Genomic DNA, 17559 nt, shown 5'->3' on the forward strand with positions numbered 1-17559 from the left:
CGGGCCTACCGGGCGGCCGCGTCGATGGCGGTGCTCAGGTTGGCGACCGCGCGCTTCACGTCCTCCTGGCCGGCGACGACCTTGTCCGTCTCGGTGATGAGCGCCTGGGCCGACTTGGTGAACGCGGGGCTGGAGTTGGCGGTGAAGGTGTCGTCCGGGGTGTTGGCCAGGTCCTTGAGGAAGGTGTTCATGTCGGTGCTGTGGCTGGGGTACTTCAGGCCGGACGCGGTCAGGTCCTGGCGGGTGGGCAGCCAGTAGGCGGTCCGGTCGATGGTGCGCTGGTTCTCGGTGGTGTTCATCCACTCCACGAACGCGGCGGCGAGGGCGGGTTCCCCGCTGTTCTTGAAGGCGACCATGTACTTGCCGCCGGGGAAGCCGCCGCAGCGAGCCTCGCACGGGTTGGGGGCCGCCGCCCAGGTGAACCCGGCGCTCTGGGCGAAGGCGCCGACCTGCCAGGGGCCGGACAGGTAGACGGGTGCCTGGCCGGCGAGGAACTGGTCGTTGCCGCCCGCGTAGTTGTCGCCCGCGCCGAGCCAGAAGTCCTTGGAGATGGTGTTGTTCTTCACCAGGCCGGTGAAGAAGGTCAGTGCCTTCTCGGCCTTCTGCCGGTCGAGGCCGTTCTTGTTCCCGGGGCCGACCAGAACGGTTCCGAACTGGCTGAGCACGGTGCTCAGCCGGTTGCCCGACTTGTCGATGGCCATGGCGTACGGCATGTGGTTGGCCCTGGCGACCTTCTCGGCGTCCGCGACGAACTGGTCCCAGGTCCACTTGGCCGGGATCGCCACCCCGGCCTTCCTGAAGGCGTCGACGTTGACGAACGGCCCGTTGACGGTGAGGTCGCTGGGCACGGCGAGCATGTGGCCGGCGGTGTCCTGCACCGTCCTGGCCGCGCCGGTGGTGAACTGACCGGGGTAGCTGTCCCCGAAGTACTGCTTGAAGTCGACGGCGACGCCGGAGTAGGCGTGCCAGTCGCTGACTCGTGCCACCTCCGGCGCCTGACCGGAGGACAGCCGCGCCTGGAGCGAGGTGTCGAGGTTGGCGTACGGCACGATCTGCAGGTTGACCGTGGCGCCGGTCTCGGACTCGAAGCGGGTGATGGCCGAGCGGGTGGCCTTCTCGTCCGCGGGGCCGTCGGTGAAGTAGACGTAGGTCAGCTTCCTGCCCTTGAAGCTCTTCCAGTCGATCTTGGTGGGAGCCGCCGACCGGTCCCCGGACGAGGCCGGGGATCCTGGTGCGCAGGCCGTCGCCGCCAGCGCCACGACCGTACTGATCACCATCACGCAGATACGTTTGCTTACGCGCATGGTCCTCCACCCTTCTCTTCATCGAGCGGTGCGGCCTGCCGTCCCTGCGTCCGCCGGGGGCCACAACGAGGCTGGCCATACAGGGGGTTGAGAGGCATACTGCTCCGCGTTCCGCGATAAGGGAAGACCGTCCCATCCAGCGGGACGGTCGGGTTCCTACTGGTTCGCAAACCCGAGGAGTTCCCATGACCGACGCCCGGCCCGCCTTCCGTCCCACGGAGTTCACCGGCCCGTCCCCGGCCGCGCTGCGCGAACGCTTCCTGGTCGAGGGCCTGTTCGGGCCGGGCGGGTGCCGCGCGCTGGTGACCGGGGCGTGGTCCGGGAGCGGGGCGGCGACCCCCGAGACGCTTGCCGCTGCGGGAGCCGACGTCGTGCTCCGGGGCCGCACCGAGGACGGCGTGCGCGCGACGGCGGACGCGTGCCGGGCGCTCGGGCGAGCGGTGGCCGTGGTCGGCTGCGACCTGGCCGACGCCGGTCACGTCGCCGCGACCGCGCGGGCGGTGGCCGAGGAGCACCCGATCGATGTCCTGGTGAACAACACCGGCACGATCTCGCGGGCCCTGGCCCCCGACACCGGGGCGCTGCGCGCCGATCCGCGGCGCGAGCCCGGGGTCCGGTCCCGGATCCCGGCCGGACGCCGGGGCACGCCGGACGACATGCGCGGTGCGACCGTGTTCCCGGCCGGGCCCGCCGCCCGGTGCATCACGGGCCATACGCTCGTGGTGGGCGGCGAATGGATGGGGCGATGAGCGACTCCCCAGGCCCCCGGGAGTCCGCGTCGCCCGGGACGGACCGGCCCGGAGCGGTGGCCAAGGTGGTGCGGGTCGTCGAGGCGATGACGGAGCACCGCGGTATCAGCGAGATCAGCCGCAGCACCCGGCTGCCCACCTCCACCGTGCACCGCATCGTCCAGGAACTCGTCGCCGTGGGCTGGGCCCGCCGGGACGGGGAGAGCGGCTACCTGCCCGGCATCGGGCTGCTCACCCTCGCGGCCCGCGCCGAGTCCGAGGCCGGCATCGCGGCGATCGCACGGCCGGCCGTGCGGCGGCTGCGTGACGCCACCACGCACACGGTGCACCTGGCGCTGCGCCACGGCGACCAGGCCGTCTACGTCGACAAGCTGGAGGGGCTGCGCGCCTACGAGATGCGCTCCCGGGTGGGCCTGGCGATCCCCCTGCACTGCACGAGCATCGGCAAGGCCCTGCTGGCGGCCCTCCCCGAGGACGAGGTCCGGGAGATCCTGCGGCGCGCCGAGACACCGGCCGTGACCCCGCGGACCATCGACGACCCGGAGGAACTGCTGCGCCACCTCGAGGAGGTCGCGCGCCGCGGCTACGCGGTCGACGACGCGGAGAACGAGCCGGCCACGCGGTGCATCGGGGCGGCCGTCCACGACTGCCGCGACACCCCGATCGGCGGCATCAGCATCTCGTCGATGGCCTTCGAACTGGACGAGCGGCGCCTGCGGGTGCTCGCGCCGCTCGTCGTCGACGCGGCCCGCGAGATCTCCCGGGCGCTCGGCCACCGCTGAACCACCGTCACGGGGTCCGCTCCACGGCCGGCTACGAAGATTTTGCGTTCTCGCGGTACGCCCATGAACCGGCCGCCACCTGCCCGGATTCCGCTTTGTCCGACCGAACGGCCCACAGGTAACTGTGAGTTCACCCGGCTTGTCTTCCTCGGCAGTCTACGCGCGTGGTGTCATGCCCACGCTCACCCACCCCCCACGTGAGCGTCTACTCGACTAGGAGTCACGCAATGCTGTCGAAGCTTCTCGGTCGCGCGGGTGTCGCCCTGGCGGCCAGTGCGGCCGTGGTCGCCACCGCGGTTCCCGCGAGCGCCGCGAGCTACACCGCGTTCGCCTTCTCGCTCAGCAGCAGCGAGCCCACGATCTACGACTTCATCAACTCGGCCACCGCCTCCCTCGACATGACCATGTACGAGCTGGAGGACACCACGGCCGTCAACGACCTCATCGCCCTGGAGAACAAGGGCGTCACCGTGCGGGTCGTCCTGGACCGCCAGCACAAGAGCGCCAACAACTCCGCCTACACGTCCCTCACCAACGCGGGCGTGGGCGTGGTCTGGTCGTCGTCCAGCTTCGTCTACACGCACCAGAAGACGATCACGGTGGACGCCACCAAGTCGCTGGTCCTGACCGGCAACCTGACCTCGCAGTACTACTCGACGGGCCGGGACTACGGCGTGTTCACCGACGACACCCGGGACGTCGCCGCGATCGAGAAGGTCTTCAACGCCGACTACGCCGGCACCTCGATCACCCCCACCGACGGTGACCACCTGCTCTGGTCCCCCACCGACTCGCGCAGCCGTCTGCTGTCCGTGATCAACGCCGCCACCACGACGCTCGACGTCGAGGAGCTGGAGTTCAGCGACAGCACGGTGGTCGACGCGATCGCCGCCAGAGCCGAGGCGGGCGTCAAGGTGCGGGTGGTCCTGGAGACGCCGGGCAGCTACTCCAGCGAGGTCTCCGAGATCGAGGACGCCGGCGGCACGGTGGTCGGCTACTCCGACTCCAACGGCTTCTACATCCACGCCAAGGCGATGGTCGCCGACTATGGCCTGTCCACCCAGGAGGTGGAGGCCGGCTCCATGAACATCAGCAGCAACTCGCTGTCCAACAACCGTGAGTTGGGCATCATCCTGACGGGCACCGGGGTGGCGCAGTCGGTGGCCACGACCATCGAGACCACGTTCAACAGCGACTACGCGGGCGGCACCGCCGCGTAGCTGTCTCCCCTCCCCCGCCGGCGCACGGTCGGTCGCGGGCCACGGCGCCTCCGGCCGCCGGGTCCGCGACCGGCCGCTCCCGCACGCCTCCCCCGGCGGACCGGTGGGGGACCTGGCCGACCGGAGCGACCGGTCGGGCATCGGCGGGGAGGGTGCGGCCACATCGGCTGCGGCGTCCGCCCCTGGCCGGATCCCGGCACGGGGGCGTGCGCACGGCTGCGAGGATCCCGGCGCCGGACCGGAGCGGCACCAAGATCAGGGCAGCCGCGTACCGGGCCCGGAAGCGGCGGAAGCATGCCGCCCGAACCAGCGATGTCCTCCGTCGCTCAGCGGGGCGCCGCGATCGTGCCGCGGACGACGAGGTGCGGGGTGAGGACCACCTCGTGCGGCTCGGTGCGGTCCTCGTCCAGCCGTTCCACGGCGGCGGCCACCGCCTGCCGGGCCTGTTCCTCGGCCCGCTGGCTGACCGTGGTCAGGTTGAAGCAGCTCAGCCGGGCGAGCCGGTCGTCGTCGTAGCCGGCCACGGACACCTCGCCGGGGACGGCGACTCCGGCCCGGGCGAGTACGGCCAGGATGCCGATGGCGGACTGGTCGTTGAAGGCGAGCACGGCGGTGGGCAGGTCGCCGGAGTCGAGGAGATGGCGGGCGGCGCGCTCACCGGCCGCCTCGGTGTGGTCGCCGCCCAACACCCTGACGTGCGCGTCCAGGCCGTGCCGGCGCATGGCGGTGCGGTATCCGCGGCGCCGGTCGGTGGCGATCACGCCCTTGCCGCCGTCGACGTAGGCGATCGCGCGGTGCCCGAGGCCCACCAGGTGGTCGACGAGCTGGCCGACGCCGTTCTCGTCCGCGGTGCGTACGACGTCCAGCCCGCCCTCGGCCATCCGGCGGCCCACGACGATGACCGGTGCCTTGCGGTCGAGGGCCGCCAGGATGTCGGCGGGCGCGGTGGGGCCGAGCAGGATCAGGGCCTCGCTGCGGAAGGCCAGCAGGGTCTCGACGGCGGTGTGCTCGTCGCGGGTGCGGGTCTGGGTGCTGAGGACGAGGTCGTAGCCGACCTGTTCGGCGGCCGTGTGCAGATGCTCGACGAGTTCGGCGTGGAACGGGCTGTGCACGTCGACCATGACGCCGAGCAGCCGGGTGCGGCGGCTGGCGAGCATGCTGGCGGTGCGGTCCACCTGGTAGCCGAGGTCCGCCGCGGCCTTCAGGACACGCTGCCTGGTCCGCTCGCTGGGGCCGGGGACGCCGCGCAGCACGAGGGACACGGACGCCGTGGACACGCCCACCCGGGCCGCGACGTCCTCCAGTCGTGGGCGCCTTGTCGTCCCGTTCCCCCGGCGCCGGGATCCGGCATCGTCCACTTCTGCCTCCCCTGCGGCAATCTCCTCGCGCGGCACCCTTGACACGTTGATCGGAACGAGTCGATAGTACCAGAACTTAAAGCGCTTTAATTTGTCCTGACGTGAGGTGCACGAAGCCATGAGCCGTATCCCCTTCCCGCACTCCCGCAGCATCGCCCCCGCCGTGGCCGTGGCAGCGGCGGCCGCCCTGGCCCTGACCGGCTGTTCCAGCAGCTCCGGCGGCAAGAGGGCCGAGCAGGACAGCGGCGCCGCGTCGGCCGGCAAGGCCTCCACCCCGCGCATGACCATCGCGATGGTCACCCATGCCCCGGCCGGCGACACCTTCTGGGACACCATCCGCAAGGGCGCCGAGGCCGCCGCCGCGAAGGACAACGTCAAGCTGGTCTACTCCAACGACGAGACCGCCGCCGACCAGGCCAACCTGGTGCAGAACGCGATCGACCAGAAGGTCGACGGCATCGCCGTCACGCTCGCCAAGCCCGACGCGATGAAGGCCGTGGTCGCCAAGGCCGAGCAGGCCGGCATCCCGGTCGTCGGCCTCAACGCCGGCCTGGACGTGTGGAAGCAGCAGAAGCTGCTGGAGTTCTTCGGCCAGGACGAGTCGGTCTCCGGCCAGGCCCTCGGCACCAAGCTCAACGGCACCGGCGCCAAGCACGTCCTGTGCGTGATCCAGGCCCAGGGCGACATCAACCTCGAACAGCGCTGCGCCGGGGTGAAGAAGACGTTCGGCGGCACGACCGACACCCTGTACGTCAACGGCACCGACATGCCGTCGGTGAAGTCGACGATCAGCGCGAAGCTGACCCAGGACAAGTCCATCGACGAGGTCGTCACCCTCGGCGCGCCCTTCGCGCTGACGGCCGCCCAGTCCGTGTCCGAGTCCGGGAGCAGCGCGAAGGTGGCGACCTTCGACCTCAACAAGGACCTGATCTCCGCCATCGAGAAGGGCACCGTCCAGTTCGCCGTGGACCAGCAGCCCTATCTCCAGGGCTACCTGGCCGTCGACTCGCTGTGGCTCTACCGGACCAACGGCAACTACCTGGGCGGCGGCGAGCAGCCGGTACTGACCGGCCCGGCCTTCGTCGACAAGTCCAACGTCGAGACGGTCGCGAAGTTCGCCGCGCACGGCACCCGGTGAGACCGGGCCAACGCCCGACCGTGCCCGCCGGCCCGTGGCCGTAATCTTGCGCACGTGAACGCCGTGATCGCACCCGAACCCCTGGACTCCGCGCAGCCCCGACCGCAGTCGCTCCTGCTCGCCTTCTTCGGCAACCACGTGCTGGAGCAGGGCCCGCTGGGCGTGTACTCGGGGAGCATCATCACGGTCCTGGGCCGGGCGGGCGTGGGCGAGCAGGCCGTGCGGTCCACACTCACCCGCATGGTCAACAGGAACCTGCTGTGCCGCCACCGGCAGGGGCGCCGGATGTACTTCGGGCTGACGCCCCTCGCCACCCAGATCCTGCACGACGGCCGGCGGCGCATCTGGGAGACGGGCGCCGTGAACGACGACTGGGACGGGTCCTGGACCCTGCTCGGCTTCTCGCTGCCCGAGTCCTGGCAGCGCCAGCGGCACGATCTGCGCTCGCAGCTCGGCTGGTCGGGGTTCGGTCCGCTCTACAGCGGCCTGTGGATCGCGCCCGGCCGGGTGGACGTCTCCGCGGTCGTCGCCGAACTCGGGCTCTCCGCCCATGTCAAGATCTTCCATGCGCTGGCCGACGGGGCGACGGACATCGACCTCATGATCCGCGACACCTGGGACCTGGAGTCGATCGCCGCCCGGTACGAGGACTTCCACACCCGCTGGGAGGCCTGGCGCGCCGGACCCGACGACGATGCCGTCGTCACCCGGCTGCGCCTGGTCAGCGAGTGGCTGGACATCATCCGCACCGACCCCCGGCTGCCCGCGCGGCATCTGCCGACCGACTGGCCGGCCCACCGGGCGGAGGCCACCTTCCACCGCGTCGCGGCCGAGACCGACGCCCCGGCCCGCCGGATGGCCGCGGACCTCCTGGACACGACACCGCTGTGACGGCCACGGACCGCGCACCGTCGGCGGTGTGCCGTACATGATGGCAGCCGCCCGAATCCCGTGATCACCAGGCCTCACCTGGCGATCTATGCTTCATGGTGCAGGACGTTCGCCAGACCGTTGAAGGAGAGGGTGCCCGTGTACGGCGCGACGCTCTCCGTCCGGCATCCGCACCGTGTTCGTCTCTCCTGAGGAAGCCCCGTTGAACTTCTGGTCGATCTATGAGCACGGCTTCGCACGTGTCGCCTCGTGCACGGGCCACACCGTCATCGCCGACCCGCGCGCCAACGCCGAGGCGGTCCTGCGCCAGGCCCGCCGCTGCGCCGGGGACGGTGTCGCGGTGGCCGTCTTCCCCGAGCTGGGCCTGACCGGCTACTCGATCGAGGACCTGCTGCTGCAGGACGCGGTGCTCGACCAGGTCGAGGAGGCGATCGCGACCGTCGTGGCCGGTTCCGCGGACCTGCTGCCGGTGCTCGTCGTGGGCGCCCCGCTGCGCCATCGCAACCGGATCTACAACTGCGCGGTGTTCGTGCACCGCGGCCGGATCCTCGGTGTCGCGCCCAAGTCGTACCCGCCGAACTACCGGGAGTTCTACGAGCGGCGCCAGATCGCCTCGGGCGACGACGAGCGGGGCGGGACCATCCGGATCGGCGGCGAGCGCCTGCCGTTCGGCGTCGACCTGCTGTTCGAGGCGGAGGACGTGCCCGGTCTCGTGCTGCACGCCGAGATCTGCGAGGACATGTGGGTGCCGGTGCCGCCGAGCGCGGAGGCGGCGCTGGCCGGGGCGACCGTGCTGGTGAACCTCTCGGGCAGCCCGATCACGGTCGGCCGGGCGGAGGACCGGAAGCTGCTGTGCCGCTCGGCGTCCCAGCGCTGTCTCGCCGCGTACGTGTACGCGGCGGCCGGTCTGGGCGAGTCGTCCACGGACCTGTCCTGGGACGGCCAGACCATGATCTACGAGAACGGCGCGCTGCTGGCCGAGACGGACCGGTTCCCGCTGGACGACCAGTACGCGGTGGCCGACGTCGACCTGGACCTGCTGCGGCAGGAGCGGGCCCGGATGGGCTCCTTCGACGACAACCGCCGTACACACGCGGCCCGCACCGGCGACTTCCGGACCGTACCCTTCCGGCTCGACCCGCCGAAGACCGACCTGGGGCTGCGCCGCCGGGTCGAGCGCTTCCCGTTCGTGCCCGCCGACGCCGAGCGGCTCGCCCTGGACTGCTACGAGGCGTACAACATCCAGGTCGCGGCGCTCCAGCAGCGGCTCGCGGCGATCGGTGGCCCGAAGGTGGTCATCGGGGTGTCCGGCGGCCTCGACTCCACGCACGCGCTGATCGTCGCCGCCCGGGCGATGGACCGCGCGGGCCGTCCGCGCACCGACATCCTGGCCTTCACCCTGCCGGGCTTCGCCACCGGCGAGCACACCAAGGGCAACGCGCACCGGCTGATGAACTCGCTGGGCGTGACCGCGGCCGAGCTGGACATCACGCCGACCGCACGGCTGATGCTCAAGGAGATGGACCACCCGTTCGCGGCCGACGAGCCGGTGTACGACATCACCTTCGAGAACGTCCAGGCCGGGCTGCGCACGGACTACCTGTTCCGGCTCGCCAACCAGCGCGGCGGCATCGTGCTGGGCACCGGTGACCTGTCGGAGCTGGCGCTCGGCTGGTGCACCTACGGGGTCGGCGACCAGATGAGCCACTACAACGTGAACTCCGGTGTGCCGAAGACGCTGATCCAGCATCTGATCCGCTGGGTCATCAGCAGCGAGCAGTTCGACGCGGAGACCGGCAAGACCCTGGCGGCGATCCTCGACACGGAGATCAGCCCGGAGCTGGTGCCGGGCGAGGAGCTCCAGTCCACCGAGTCCAAGATCGGCCCGTACGCGCTGCACGACTTCACCCTCTACCAGGTGCTGCGGCACGGGTTCCGCCCGTCGAAGATCGCCTTCCTGGCCTGGCACGCCTGGCACGACCGGGAGGCGGGCGCCTGGCCGCCCGGCTTCCCCGAGGCCGACCGGAAGGCGTACGACCTGGCCGAGATCCGGCACTGGCTGGAGTACTTCTGCCGCCGGTTCTTCGCCTTCGCCCAGTTCAAGCGCTCGGCCATGCCCAACGGCCCGAAGGTCTCGGCGGGCGGCTCCCTCTCCCCGCGCGGCGACTGGCGCGCCCCGTCCGACAGCTCGGCGAAGGCCTGGCTGCACGACCTGGACCGCGTCCCGGAGGCGTAGGGGGTCAAGTCGGCGGCCGGCGGCGGCCCTGCGGGCCTCGTTTTGCGTCCGGCCTCCGGGGTGCGCTAAAGTCGATCTTGCGCGCGGCGCTCCGAATACGGGTGATACGCGATGCGTTGGTGGTCCAAGGAAAGACGCCCCGCTTCCTGCGGGGAGATGCAGGTGCAAGGCCTGCCCGGCGCTCCAGCAGGAGACCCGCCCCTGATCCGTCAGGGGCGGGTCTCCTGACGTGCGGGCGCGGACGCGGTGCGGAGGTCCCAGGGCAGCAGGACGGCGCTGGCGAGGCAGAGGACACCCGCCACGAGGAGCGCGGCGCGCACCCCGGTCCAGCTCGCCAGGAGGCCTCCGGCGAGCATGAACACCGGCTGTACCGTCTTCGAACTCACCGACCAGGCCGTCACCACGCGGGCCATGACGTGGTCGGGCGTCACAGCCATCCGGTAGGCCACGAAGGACGGGTTGAACACCCCGGCCACGCACAGCAGCCCCGTGTCGATCGCGACGAGCACGGCCAGGCCGACGAGACCGGACGGCACCAGCGGCAGCAGAAGCAGCCACGGGGTCCGCAGCACACCGAACAGCAGCAGCACGCGTTCCGCGCCCAGCCGGCGGGTGAGCGGCACCGTCAGACGTGAACCGACGATGCCGCCGATGCAGGGCAGTCCCAGGGCCAGACCGTACTGCCACGGGGCGAAGTGCAGCTCACGCAGCATCAGTACGGTCATCAGCGGGGACGTCATCATCACCGGGCCGCCGAACAGCATCGAGTTGAAGAAGAGCGGGCGGAGGCCGGGGTGGCCGAGGATGCAGCGCCAGCCCTCCGTGAGACTCCCCCGTCGCGCCGCCGAGGGACCCGCCCCGGCCGGGGACTCCGGGCGGACCGGGGGCGGCGGTTCGGGGGTGCGGAGGCGGCGGACGCCGAGGGCCGAGAGGAGGAAGGAGACCGCGTCGACCGCCAGGGTCGCCGTCGTCCCCACGATCCCGATCAGCAGGCCACCGACCGGAGGACCCGCGCTCTGGCTCACCCAGTCCGTGGTCTCGAAGCGGGCCGCCGCCCGGACCCGGTCCCCTTCCGCCACGAGTCCTTTGAGATGCGCGGTACTCGCCGCGGAGAACACGATCATTCCCGCCGCCTGCACCACACCCACGACGCACAGCTGCGCGAACGTCAGCAGGCCGAGGGCGGCCGCCACGGGCACGCTCCCCAGGGCCGCGCACCGCACCAGGTCCGCGGCGACCATCACCGGGCGCTTGCGGTGGAACTCGACCCGGCTGCCGAGCGGCAGGGTGACCGCGGCACCGGCGACCGCCGACAGCGCGGCGAGCAGCGAGACCTGGAACGTGGTCGCGTCCAGCGCCGCCACCGCCACCAGCGCCAGCGCGCCCGAGCTCACGGCCGTCCCCGCCGCACTCACGGCGTACGCACGCCACAGTCGAGCGAAATCCCGGCGGACGGAGTCGAGTGGACCGGCAGCAGTGATCACAGCCGGCGATCCTAGGGACCTCCGGGGTGGCACCCGGCCAAATCCGGCCAGCCGGCCGCTCGTCCATGATCGCCGCCGCGCCGGGCAAGCCGGTGCGGGCGTCGGCCCGCCCGTGCCGCGCGTCGTCCGCAGCGGCGACCACCGCGGAAGCGGCGGCGCGGGGCCCGGGACGGGAAATCCGGCGCACCCTGACGGGTGAACATCCGGCCGGCACCCGGAAGGAGCCTCAGCGCGGGGCAAACAGCCTGGTCAGGGGATTTGCGGTCGCACCGCGGGCGGAGCGCGCGGCCCGGGACCGGTTGCGGTGCCTCTCGGCGCTTCTCACGGTGGGCGAAAGGACAGCAGTTCTCGAAAGGAAACCCATGCGCGCCCTAGTCTCCCGCGGCTTCCTCGTCTCCCCCCTGGTGTGTGCCGTCCTGGTCCTCGGCCCTGCCGCGGCGAGCGCTGCCGCCGCCGACGCCGGCCGAGAAGCGTCGGGACCCGGTGCCGCGCAGCCGGTTCTGCCGCCCGGCACCGACATCACCACGCTCCCGCACCGCATCGACGCGATGGACACGGCGCGGCACGACCGCGCCCTGGCCCCGCTCCTGACCACGCTGCCCAACCTCACCGCGGCGCACGGCACCCGTCTCGACCCGGACCGGACCGCCGTCTACGCACAGGCGGTACGGAAGTGGGTAAGCGCCCTCCGGGAGCGGCTGAGGCACCTGGACACCGGCGCAACCGACCGCGCGCACCGGTCCCTGCCCCGCGCGGCCGACCCCGTCGACGACCTGGTGAACGCGATCCAGTCGGCGGTCGACAGCCTGCTCGGCTCGCTGACCTCGCTCGACGTCGATGAAGTGCTGAGCACCGTCGACGACTTGCTCTCCCCGATCCTCGGCACGGTCACCGGCCTCCTCGGCAGCGAGGTGCCCGCACTGCCGGCGCTGCCCTCCGTGGACACCCCGGCACCCGCACTGACCGTCATCCCCTGAGGAGTTGAGCGGAGCGAGTGCGGTCGGCGGCGGTGCGTCCGGGACCGTGGACGCCCCGCCGCCGTACCCGCCCGTCAGCGCTCGCTCCACCCCGGGACCGTCTGCAGCACCTGTTCGGCGACGCGCAACAGCGCCGTGTCGTCGGGGTACACGTCGTCCTGGCGCCAGATGGCCAGCTCGAACGTGCCCTTGCCGTCGTCCTTGCCGTGCTTCGACACCAGGACGCAGCGCGCGGTGCCGCCTGGGCCCGTGTCCGCCTTCCCGCCGGCGAGGTTGAACTTGAAGGAGATGGTCGGGCTGGAGTAGACGACGGCGGGGTGTCCCAGGACCGTCGTCCTGCGTGCGTCGTTCAGCAGGTCGCCCGCCTCGGAGACGGGCATGTCGTCGTACGACGCCGACAGCTTCACGGAGTACGTCTTCAGGGACACGGTCGCCTCCGGCGCGGCGATCTTGGTGCCCCCGGCGAGGGTGATCCAGCCCCCGCTTCCGCCGGCGGTCTCGATCTTCTCCCGCGGGGTCCCCAGGAGGGCCGGGAGGTCCGGGCGGTTCAGCACCGTGCACAACCGGGCGCCGGACACATAACGGGCCGGCAGATGGTTCGTCGGGTTCGAGCAGCTCGCCGGTGCGCTGCTCGCGTCCTTGTGGCGGACCAGCTTGTGCTGGGCCCACAGCCCACCCATGACGGCCGCGACCAGGACCACCGCCGTGATCGCCTGAAGAACCGGTCTGCCGCCCTCTTCGGGCGCGTTGAGGCCGTCGGTCATCTCCCCCACCCCGCTGTGCGTCCCCTGTGCACGCCAGGAGCCTAACTGATGTTGACGTGAACGGCACAAGCCGTACAGGACCCGCGGTGGCTGTGGATTCCTCCGGGAGTGTTTGATGGCGGCAGCACGCAACACGCCGGAGGAGGCAGACGTGGACGCGGTGGGCGACGGACAGGTCGTCGAGGCGGGCGGGAGCGCTCTGGTGGTGCGTCGCGCGCCACGGGACCGGGCCCGGGCGGCGGTGCTCGTCCTGCACGGAGGACAGGAGAAGGGGCTCCGTCCCTCCCGCCCCTGGCAGCCGGCGGCGCTGCGCATGCGCCCCTTCCTGGGCGTGGCCGCATCGGTCTCCTCGCCCCGCGAGGTGCTCATCGGGCAGGTCCGGTACCGCTACCGGGGCTGGAACGAGGCCGCCGACCCGCTCCAGGACACCCTGCGGGCCCTGGACGAGCTGCGGTTGCGGGCCGGGGACGTGCCCGTGGTGCTGATCGGGCACTCGATGGGCGGGCGGGCGGCGCTGCGCGCGGCGGGCGATCCCTCGGTGTGCGGTGTGCTCGCGCTGGCTCCCTGGTGCCCGCCGGGTGATCCCGTGGCCGATCTCGCCGGGACCAGGATCCTCGTGCTGCACGGCGACCGGGACCGGGTCACCGAGCCCGCCGAGTCGGCCGCCTACGTACGGCAGGCCCGCGTGGCCGGTGCGGAGGCCGGCATGGTGCTGCTCAGGGGCAGCGACCACGCGATGCTCCGCCGGAGCCGCGAATGGCACCGCGCCTCCGCCGCCGCCATCAGGCGGCTGCTGCACCCCGAACGTGACCTCGACGGCTGGACGGCCGAAGCCTGCGGGGCACAGGAGCCGCTTCTGCGCTGACACCCGTCTTGGTAAGGTGCCACGCCCCCACGCGACTTCGACCCGGAGGACGGCTGATGTCGATCACGAAGTCGATCAAGATTGTCACGTACCTGACAGTCACGTTCCTGGTTCTCACCCTCTTCGGCACCGCCCCGGCGACGGCCGGATCCCAGTCCCCCGCCCCGGCCCCGGCCGCCTCGGCCACCGCCGCCTGGCAGCCGCCGCTGTCCACCCGGGGCCGCTACATCGTCGACGCGAACGGGAACCGCTTCCGCCTCAAGGCCGCCAACTGGGACGGCGCACAGGGCTCGTGGACCGGGAGCGGCAGCATCGACGACCCCGCCAACCACCACGCCGGGCAGGACTCCTACGGCATCCCCCTCGGCCTGGACCGCGCCGCTCTCCCCCAACTCCTCTCGGACTTCCACGCGTTGGGCATCAACAGCATCCGGCTGCCGTTCTCGAACGCGATGATCCACACGACGGCCCCGGTGCCGGACGCCGCGGTCGCCGCCAACCCGCAGTTGCGCGGGAAGACACCCCTGGAGGTCTACGACGCCGTCGTGGCCGCCCTCACCGGCGACGGCTTCGCCGTCATTCTCAACAACCACACCAACACGTCCCGTTGGTGCTGCGGCATCGACGGCAACGAACGCTGGAACAGCAGCCAGTCGACCCAGCAGTGGGCCGACGACTGGGTCTTCATGGCCCGCCGCTACGCCGCGAACTCCCGTGTCGTGGGCGCCGACCTCTACAACGAGGTGCGCCGGGACGTCCTGGACGACCCCAACTGGGGCCTGGGCGACGACCACGACTGGTACGCGGCCGCCCAGCTCGCCGGCGACCGCATCCTCACCGAGGCCGACCCGAACCTCCTCATCGTCATCGAGGGCATCAACTGGACGGGAATCCCGGTCGACGGGCTCCCCCACGGCCGCCCCGCCCTCACCCCCGTCCGCACCCTCTCGAACACCCTCGTCGACGCCCACAAACTGGTCTACTCCGCCCACTTCTACGGCTACACCGGCCCCCACCACAGCGGCGCCACCGGCATCGGTGAGACCAGTGACCCCCGCTACCAGGACCTGACCCGCGACGAGCTGTACCAGACCCTGGCCGACGAGGCCTTCTTCGTGACCACCGAGGGCAAGCACTACACCGCCCCCGTGTGGATCAGCGAGTTCGGCATCGGATCGAACGAGACCGGCACGGCGGCCCGCACCTGGTTCGGCAACATCACCGACTACTTCACCGACCACGACACCGACTTCGCCTACTGGCCGCTGGTCGGCTGGGAGGGCCACGACGACTGGGCGCTGCTCCGCTACGACACCTCCGGCCACCGGTACGGCCTCCTCGACGGCGGGGACTGGCGGGCCACCGCGTGGGACCACCTCATGAGTTCCGCCGGCCGCACCGGATACGTCGCGCCGGGCACGACCTGGCGCATGCTGTCCACGGACCACGGCGACCAGGTCGAGTCCCTGCGCGTGCGGGCCGGCGGCGACTGGGACTCGGGCGCCTACAAGGCGGCCTGCCCGGACGGGCTGCGGCTGATCGGTCTCGCGCACTCCGGCGGACGCGGCCTGTGCACCGACGCGACGGCGGGCGACCTGCGGGCCGCGGGCAACACCCAGACGGTCGTCACGGACGAACGGTACGTCCCGGCGGGCGGCGACTGGGCGTCCGGCTACACCAAGTTCCAGTGCCCGGCGGGCCAGTTCGTCATCGGGTACAGCCGCCGGGGCGAGCGGGTGTCGGCGGTGCTGTGCGCACCGGCCGCCGCCGCGGTGGGTGCCGGTGGCCGGACCCTGTGGTTCGACCGGTCCGACAACCGCCCCGCCGACGGCGCGGGCGACGACTACGCCTACGGCGCCTACAAGGGGCAGTGCACCGCCGACGAGTACATCGCCGGGGTCGCCTTCACGACGCGCGTGGGCAGTACCCCCGGTCCGGCCGCCGCACTGTGCGTCCCGCTCCAGCCCTGACCGTCCGGAGGTGCCGGCCGCGGGTACCGGCGCTCGGCACCTCCGGCGCTCTGCCGGAATCGGCGGCTAGGACTCGGCCACGACGACGTAAAGCGTCACGGCCGCGAGGAAGGGCCCCGTGGACAGGTGGTCGAGCCAGCGTCGTGCCGCTTCCTCGGTGAGGTGTCCGGCGGTCACGGCGCGGCGTGTGGTCCGCTCCAGTCCGAGGATCCTGTCGGCCGCACGGGCGTCCCGGAACACAGGGGTGACCGGGATGACCTCGGGCACCGTGAAACCGGCCTCCGTCGCCAGTCGGGGGAGCTGCCTGCCGATGCGGGCGTTGCGGACGGCCCGGTCCGTGACGTACTGGGTGTAGGCGCGGGACAGACCGCTGTCCGGATGATCGACGGCCAGGGTCTCCCAGTCCGGCTCGCTCATGACGAGCCGCCCGCCGGGCCGGAGCACGCGGTGCGCCTCGCGGAGCGCTCCGGCCGGATCGGCGACATGTTGCAGTACCCGGTCGGTGCGGGCCCGGTCCGCGGTGCGGTCCGGCAGGGGCAGCTGATGGAGGTCGCCGAGCAGCACACTGACCGTGCGCTGGTCGGCGGTGCGCTCCCTGGCGGCGGTGGCCATGGCCCGGTCGTGGTCGACACCGATCACCGTGCCCGTCGCGGTGGCGGCCTGCGCGAGCGAGGCGAGATCGGTGCCGGGGCCGCAGCCCAGGTCGAGCACGCGGTGTCCCGGACGGATGCCGAGTTCGGCGAGCATGCGCGCCTTGTAGGAGCGGCCGAGGCCGGTCGCGGCGACGCGGTCCAGGTAGACGATCGGGTCGGGGGTGGCGCTCTCGAACGCTGTCGATGTCATGGCAGGCAGTCAACCGGCTTGCGTGCTCAGGACACGCCGGCCAGGCCGCCACTGGGTGCCGGTGCGGCCAGGTCGTCGTACTGCCGCGGTGTGCCGGGGTTCTCGGCGGTGGCCGTGAGGATGCAGTGCTGGAGGCGGCGCAGCCGTGCCGAGGGTTCCAGTCCGAGGTCTCTGACGAGGAGGGTGCGCAGCTGCTGGTAGACGTGGAGGGCCTCGCCGCGCCGGCCCGAGCGGTGGAGGGCGATCATGAACTGCGCGTGCAGGTTCTCGTGGGAGCGGTAGCGGCTGGTGAGGACGGTGAGTTCGGCGAGGAGTTCGCGGTGCCGGCCGAGCCGCAGGTCGGCCTCGATGCGCTGGTCCAGGGCGCACAGCCGGCTCTCCTCCAGCCGCCGTGTCTCCATGGCCAGGTGGACCCCGGACTGCACGTCGGCGAAGGGCGGGCCGGTCCACAGGTCCAGCGCCCGGCGCAGGGTGCGGGAGGCGGCGGCGAAGTCCTCGGTCTCCATGGCGCGGTAGCCCAGTTCGCAGAGCCGCTCGAACTCGCGGAGGTCGCTGGTGCCGCCTCCGGAGGCGAGCAGATAGCCGCCCGGCAGGGTCGTCAGGACGTCCTTCGCGGTCCGCGCTTCGGCGTTCCCGGGATCGCCCTCGCGCAGTGCCGTCGCGATGAGCTCCCTGAGCTGGAGCACATAGGTCTGCAGGGTGGTGCGGGCGCTGCGCGGCGGGGTGCCCGCCCAGAGTTCCTCGATGAGGGTCCGGACGGGCACCACCTGGTCGGCGCGCAGTGCCAGCAGGGCAAGCACCTGGCGGGGTTTCGGCGCCGTCGGGGCGATGGAGACCCCGTTCTCCCTCACATCCAGTGCACCCAGCAGGCCGATGTCCACACGCGTCTCCCTGGTCCTCTTACCTGACACGACGCCAGTAGAAAACAGCACGACCGGTCTGTCAACAGGGCTGCCTCTGGAGCGTCTTCGACGAACC

The 17559-nt window shown here is 71.8% G+C and carries 15 protein-coding genes; 9 read left to right on the plus strand and 6 right to left on the minus strand.

Annotated elements, in window-relative coordinates; genetic code table 11:
* Positions 1-5: 5 nt before the first annotated feature.
* Positions 6-1304 carry an extracellular solute-binding protein gene (locus AB0D85_RS10105; RefSeq protein ID WP_362316483.1) on the minus strand — a complete coding sequence of 433 codons (1299 nt, stop codon included), beginning with the start codon at positions 1302-1304 and terminating at the stop codon, positions 6-8.
* A 185-nt stretch (positions 1305-1489) separates the two neighbouring features.
* Here AB0D85_RS10105 and AB0D85_RS10110 point away from each other — a divergent pair, with 185 nt between their 5' ends.
* From AB0D85_RS10110 to AB0D85_RS10120, 3 genes are all read left to right on the plus strand, one after another.
* Positions 1490-2053, plus strand: a complete 564-nt coding sequence (locus tag AB0D85_RS10110) for an SDR family oxidoreductase (protein WP_362316486.1) — start codon at positions 1490-1492, stop codon at positions 2051-2053.
* The gene (locus AB0D85_RS10115) at positions 2050-2835 is read left to right on the plus strand and encodes an IclR family transcriptional regulator (RefSeq protein WP_362316489.1); all 786 of its coding nucleotides are present in this window, start codon (positions 2050-2052) and stop codon (positions 2833-2835) included. Before AB0D85_RS10110 ends, AB0D85_RS10115 begins: the two co-directional genes overlap by 4 nt.
* A 227-nt stretch (positions 2836-3062) precedes the next feature.
* Positions 3063-4055 (plus strand): phospholipase D-like domain-containing protein, encoded by a 993-nt coding sequence (locus AB0D85_RS10120; protein ID WP_362316491.1) that lies wholly within the window; start codon positions 3063-3065, stop codon positions 4053-4055.
* 326 nt (positions 4056-4381) lie between these two features.
* On the opposite strand, the gene AB0D85_RS10125 is transcribed toward AB0D85_RS10120, so the two are convergent.
* Positions 4382-5413, minus strand: coding sequence for a LacI family DNA-binding transcriptional regulator (locus tag AB0D85_RS10125; RefSeq protein ID WP_362316494.1), 1032 nt, complete (start codon positions 5411-5413; stop codon positions 4382-4384).
* A gap of 118 nt (positions 5414-5531) precedes the next feature.
* On the opposite strand from AB0D85_RS10125, the gene AB0D85_RS10130 reads away from it, so the two are divergent.
* From AB0D85_RS10130 to AB0D85_RS10140, 3 genes are all read left to right on the plus strand, one after another.
* The gene (locus AB0D85_RS10130; protein ID WP_362316497.1) at positions 5532-6551 is read left to right on the plus strand and encodes a sugar ABC transporter substrate-binding protein; all 1020 of its coding nucleotides are present in this window, start codon (positions 5532-5534) and stop codon (positions 6549-6551) included.
* A gap of 63 nt (positions 6552-6614) precedes the next feature.
* On the plus strand, positions 6615-7442 hold the full coding sequence (locus AB0D85_RS10135; protein WP_362316629.1) for a PaaX family transcriptional regulator C-terminal domain-containing protein: 828 nt from the start codon (positions 6615-6617) through the stop codon (positions 7440-7442).
* 202 nt (positions 7443-7644) lie between these two features.
* Positions 7645-9678 carry an NAD(+) synthase gene (locus tag AB0D85_RS10140; RefSeq protein WP_362316500.1) on the plus strand — a complete coding sequence of 678 codons (2034 nt, stop codon included), beginning with the start codon at positions 7645-7647 and terminating at the stop codon, positions 9676-9678.
* A gap of 209 nt (positions 9679-9887) precedes the next feature.
* On the opposite strand, the gene AB0D85_RS10145 is transcribed toward AB0D85_RS10140, so the two are convergent.
* The gene (locus AB0D85_RS10145) at positions 9888-11072 is read right to left on the minus strand and encodes an MFS transporter (RefSeq protein ID WP_362316502.1); all 1185 of its coding nucleotides are present in this window, start codon (positions 11070-11072) and stop codon (positions 9888-9890) included.
* A 452-nt stretch (positions 11073-11524) separates the two neighbouring features.
* On the opposite strand from AB0D85_RS10145, the gene AB0D85_RS10150 reads away from it, so the two are divergent.
* Complete coding sequence (locus AB0D85_RS10150; protein WP_362316505.1) at positions 11525-12139, plus strand: hypothetical protein; 615 nt, start codon at positions 11525-11527, stop codon at positions 12137-12139.
* 74 nt (positions 12140-12213) lie between these two features.
* Here AB0D85_RS10150 and AB0D85_RS10155 read toward each other — a convergent pair whose 3' ends face one another.
* On the minus strand, positions 12214-12903 hold the full coding sequence (locus AB0D85_RS10155; protein ID WP_362316508.1) for a DUF6215 domain-containing protein: 690 nt from the start codon (positions 12901-12903) through the stop codon (positions 12214-12216).
* 115 nt (positions 12904-13018) lie between these two features.
* Between AB0D85_RS10155 and AB0D85_RS10160 the strand changes: the two genes are divergently transcribed.
* Both AB0D85_RS10160 and AB0D85_RS10165 read left to right on the plus strand, forming a co-directional pair.
* Positions 13019-13768: an alpha/beta fold hydrolase gene (locus AB0D85_RS10160; protein WP_362316511.1), complete on the plus strand. Its 750-nt coding sequence runs from the start codon at positions 13019-13021 to the stop codon at positions 13766-13768.
* Between the two features lie 56 nt (positions 13769-13824).
* Complete coding sequence (locus AB0D85_RS10165; RefSeq protein ID WP_362316514.1) at positions 13825-15738, plus strand: cellulase family glycosylhydrolase; 1914 nt, start codon at positions 13825-13827, stop codon at positions 15736-15738.
* A gap of 66 nt (positions 15739-15804) precedes the next feature.
* Here AB0D85_RS10165 and AB0D85_RS10170 read toward each other — a convergent pair whose 3' ends face one another.
* Together AB0D85_RS10170 and AB0D85_RS10175 are read right to left on the minus strand one after the other, a co-directional pair.
* The gene (locus AB0D85_RS10170) at positions 15805-16581 is read right to left on the minus strand and encodes a methyltransferase domain-containing protein (RefSeq protein WP_362316516.1); all 777 of its coding nucleotides are present in this window, start codon (positions 16579-16581) and stop codon (positions 15805-15807) included.
* A 26-nt stretch (positions 16582-16607) separates the two neighbouring features.
* On the minus strand, positions 16608-17462 hold the full coding sequence (locus AB0D85_RS10175; protein ID WP_362316519.1) for an AfsR/SARP family transcriptional regulator: 855 nt from the start codon (positions 17460-17462) through the stop codon (positions 16608-16610).
* Positions 17463-17559 lie beyond the last annotated feature (97 nt).

This window comes from Streptomyces sp. NPDC048277 (assembly GCF_040652235.1).
Classification (GTDB): Bacteria; Actinomycetota; Actinomycetes; order Streptomycetales; family Streptomycetaceae; genus Streptomyces.

Coding starts and splice junctions, on each gene's coding strand:
- AB0D85_RS10105 (WP_362316483.1), bottom strand. CDS start 1,304: ATGCGCGTAAGCAAACGTATCTGCGTGATGGTGATCAGTACGGTCGTG.
- AB0D85_RS10110 (WP_362316486.1), top strand. CDS start 1,490: ATGACCGACGCCCGGCCCGCCTTCCGTCCCACGGAGTTCACCGGCCCG.
- AB0D85_RS10115 (WP_362316489.1), top strand. CDS start 2,050: ATGAGCGACTCCCCAGGCCCCCGGGAGTCCGCGTCGCCCGGGACGGAC.
- AB0D85_RS10120 (WP_362316491.1), top strand. CDS start 3,063: ATGCTGTCGAAGCTTCTCGGTCGCGCGGGTGTCGCCCTGGCGGCCAGT.
- AB0D85_RS10130 (WP_362316497.1), top strand. CDS start 5,532: ATGAGCCGTATCCCCTTCCCGCACTCCCGCAGCATCGCCCCCGCCGTG.
- AB0D85_RS10150 (WP_362316505.1), top strand. CDS start 11,525: ATGCGCGCCCTAGTCTCCCGCGGCTTCCTCGTCTCCCCCCTGGTGTGT.
- AB0D85_RS10155 (WP_362316508.1), bottom strand. CDS start 12,903: ATGACCGACGGCCTCAACGCGCCCGAAGAGGGCGGCAGACCGGTTCTT.
- AB0D85_RS10160 (WP_362316511.1), top strand. CDS start 13,019: ATGGCGGCAGCACGCAACACGCCGGAGGAGGCAGACGTGGACGCGGTG.
- AB0D85_RS10165 (WP_362316514.1), top strand. CDS start 13,825: ATGTCGATCACGAAGTCGATCAAGATTGTCACGTACCTGACAGTCACG.
- AB0D85_RS10170 (WP_362316516.1), bottom strand. CDS start 16,581: ATGACATCGACAGCGTTCGAGAGCGCCACCCCCGACCCGATCGTCTAC.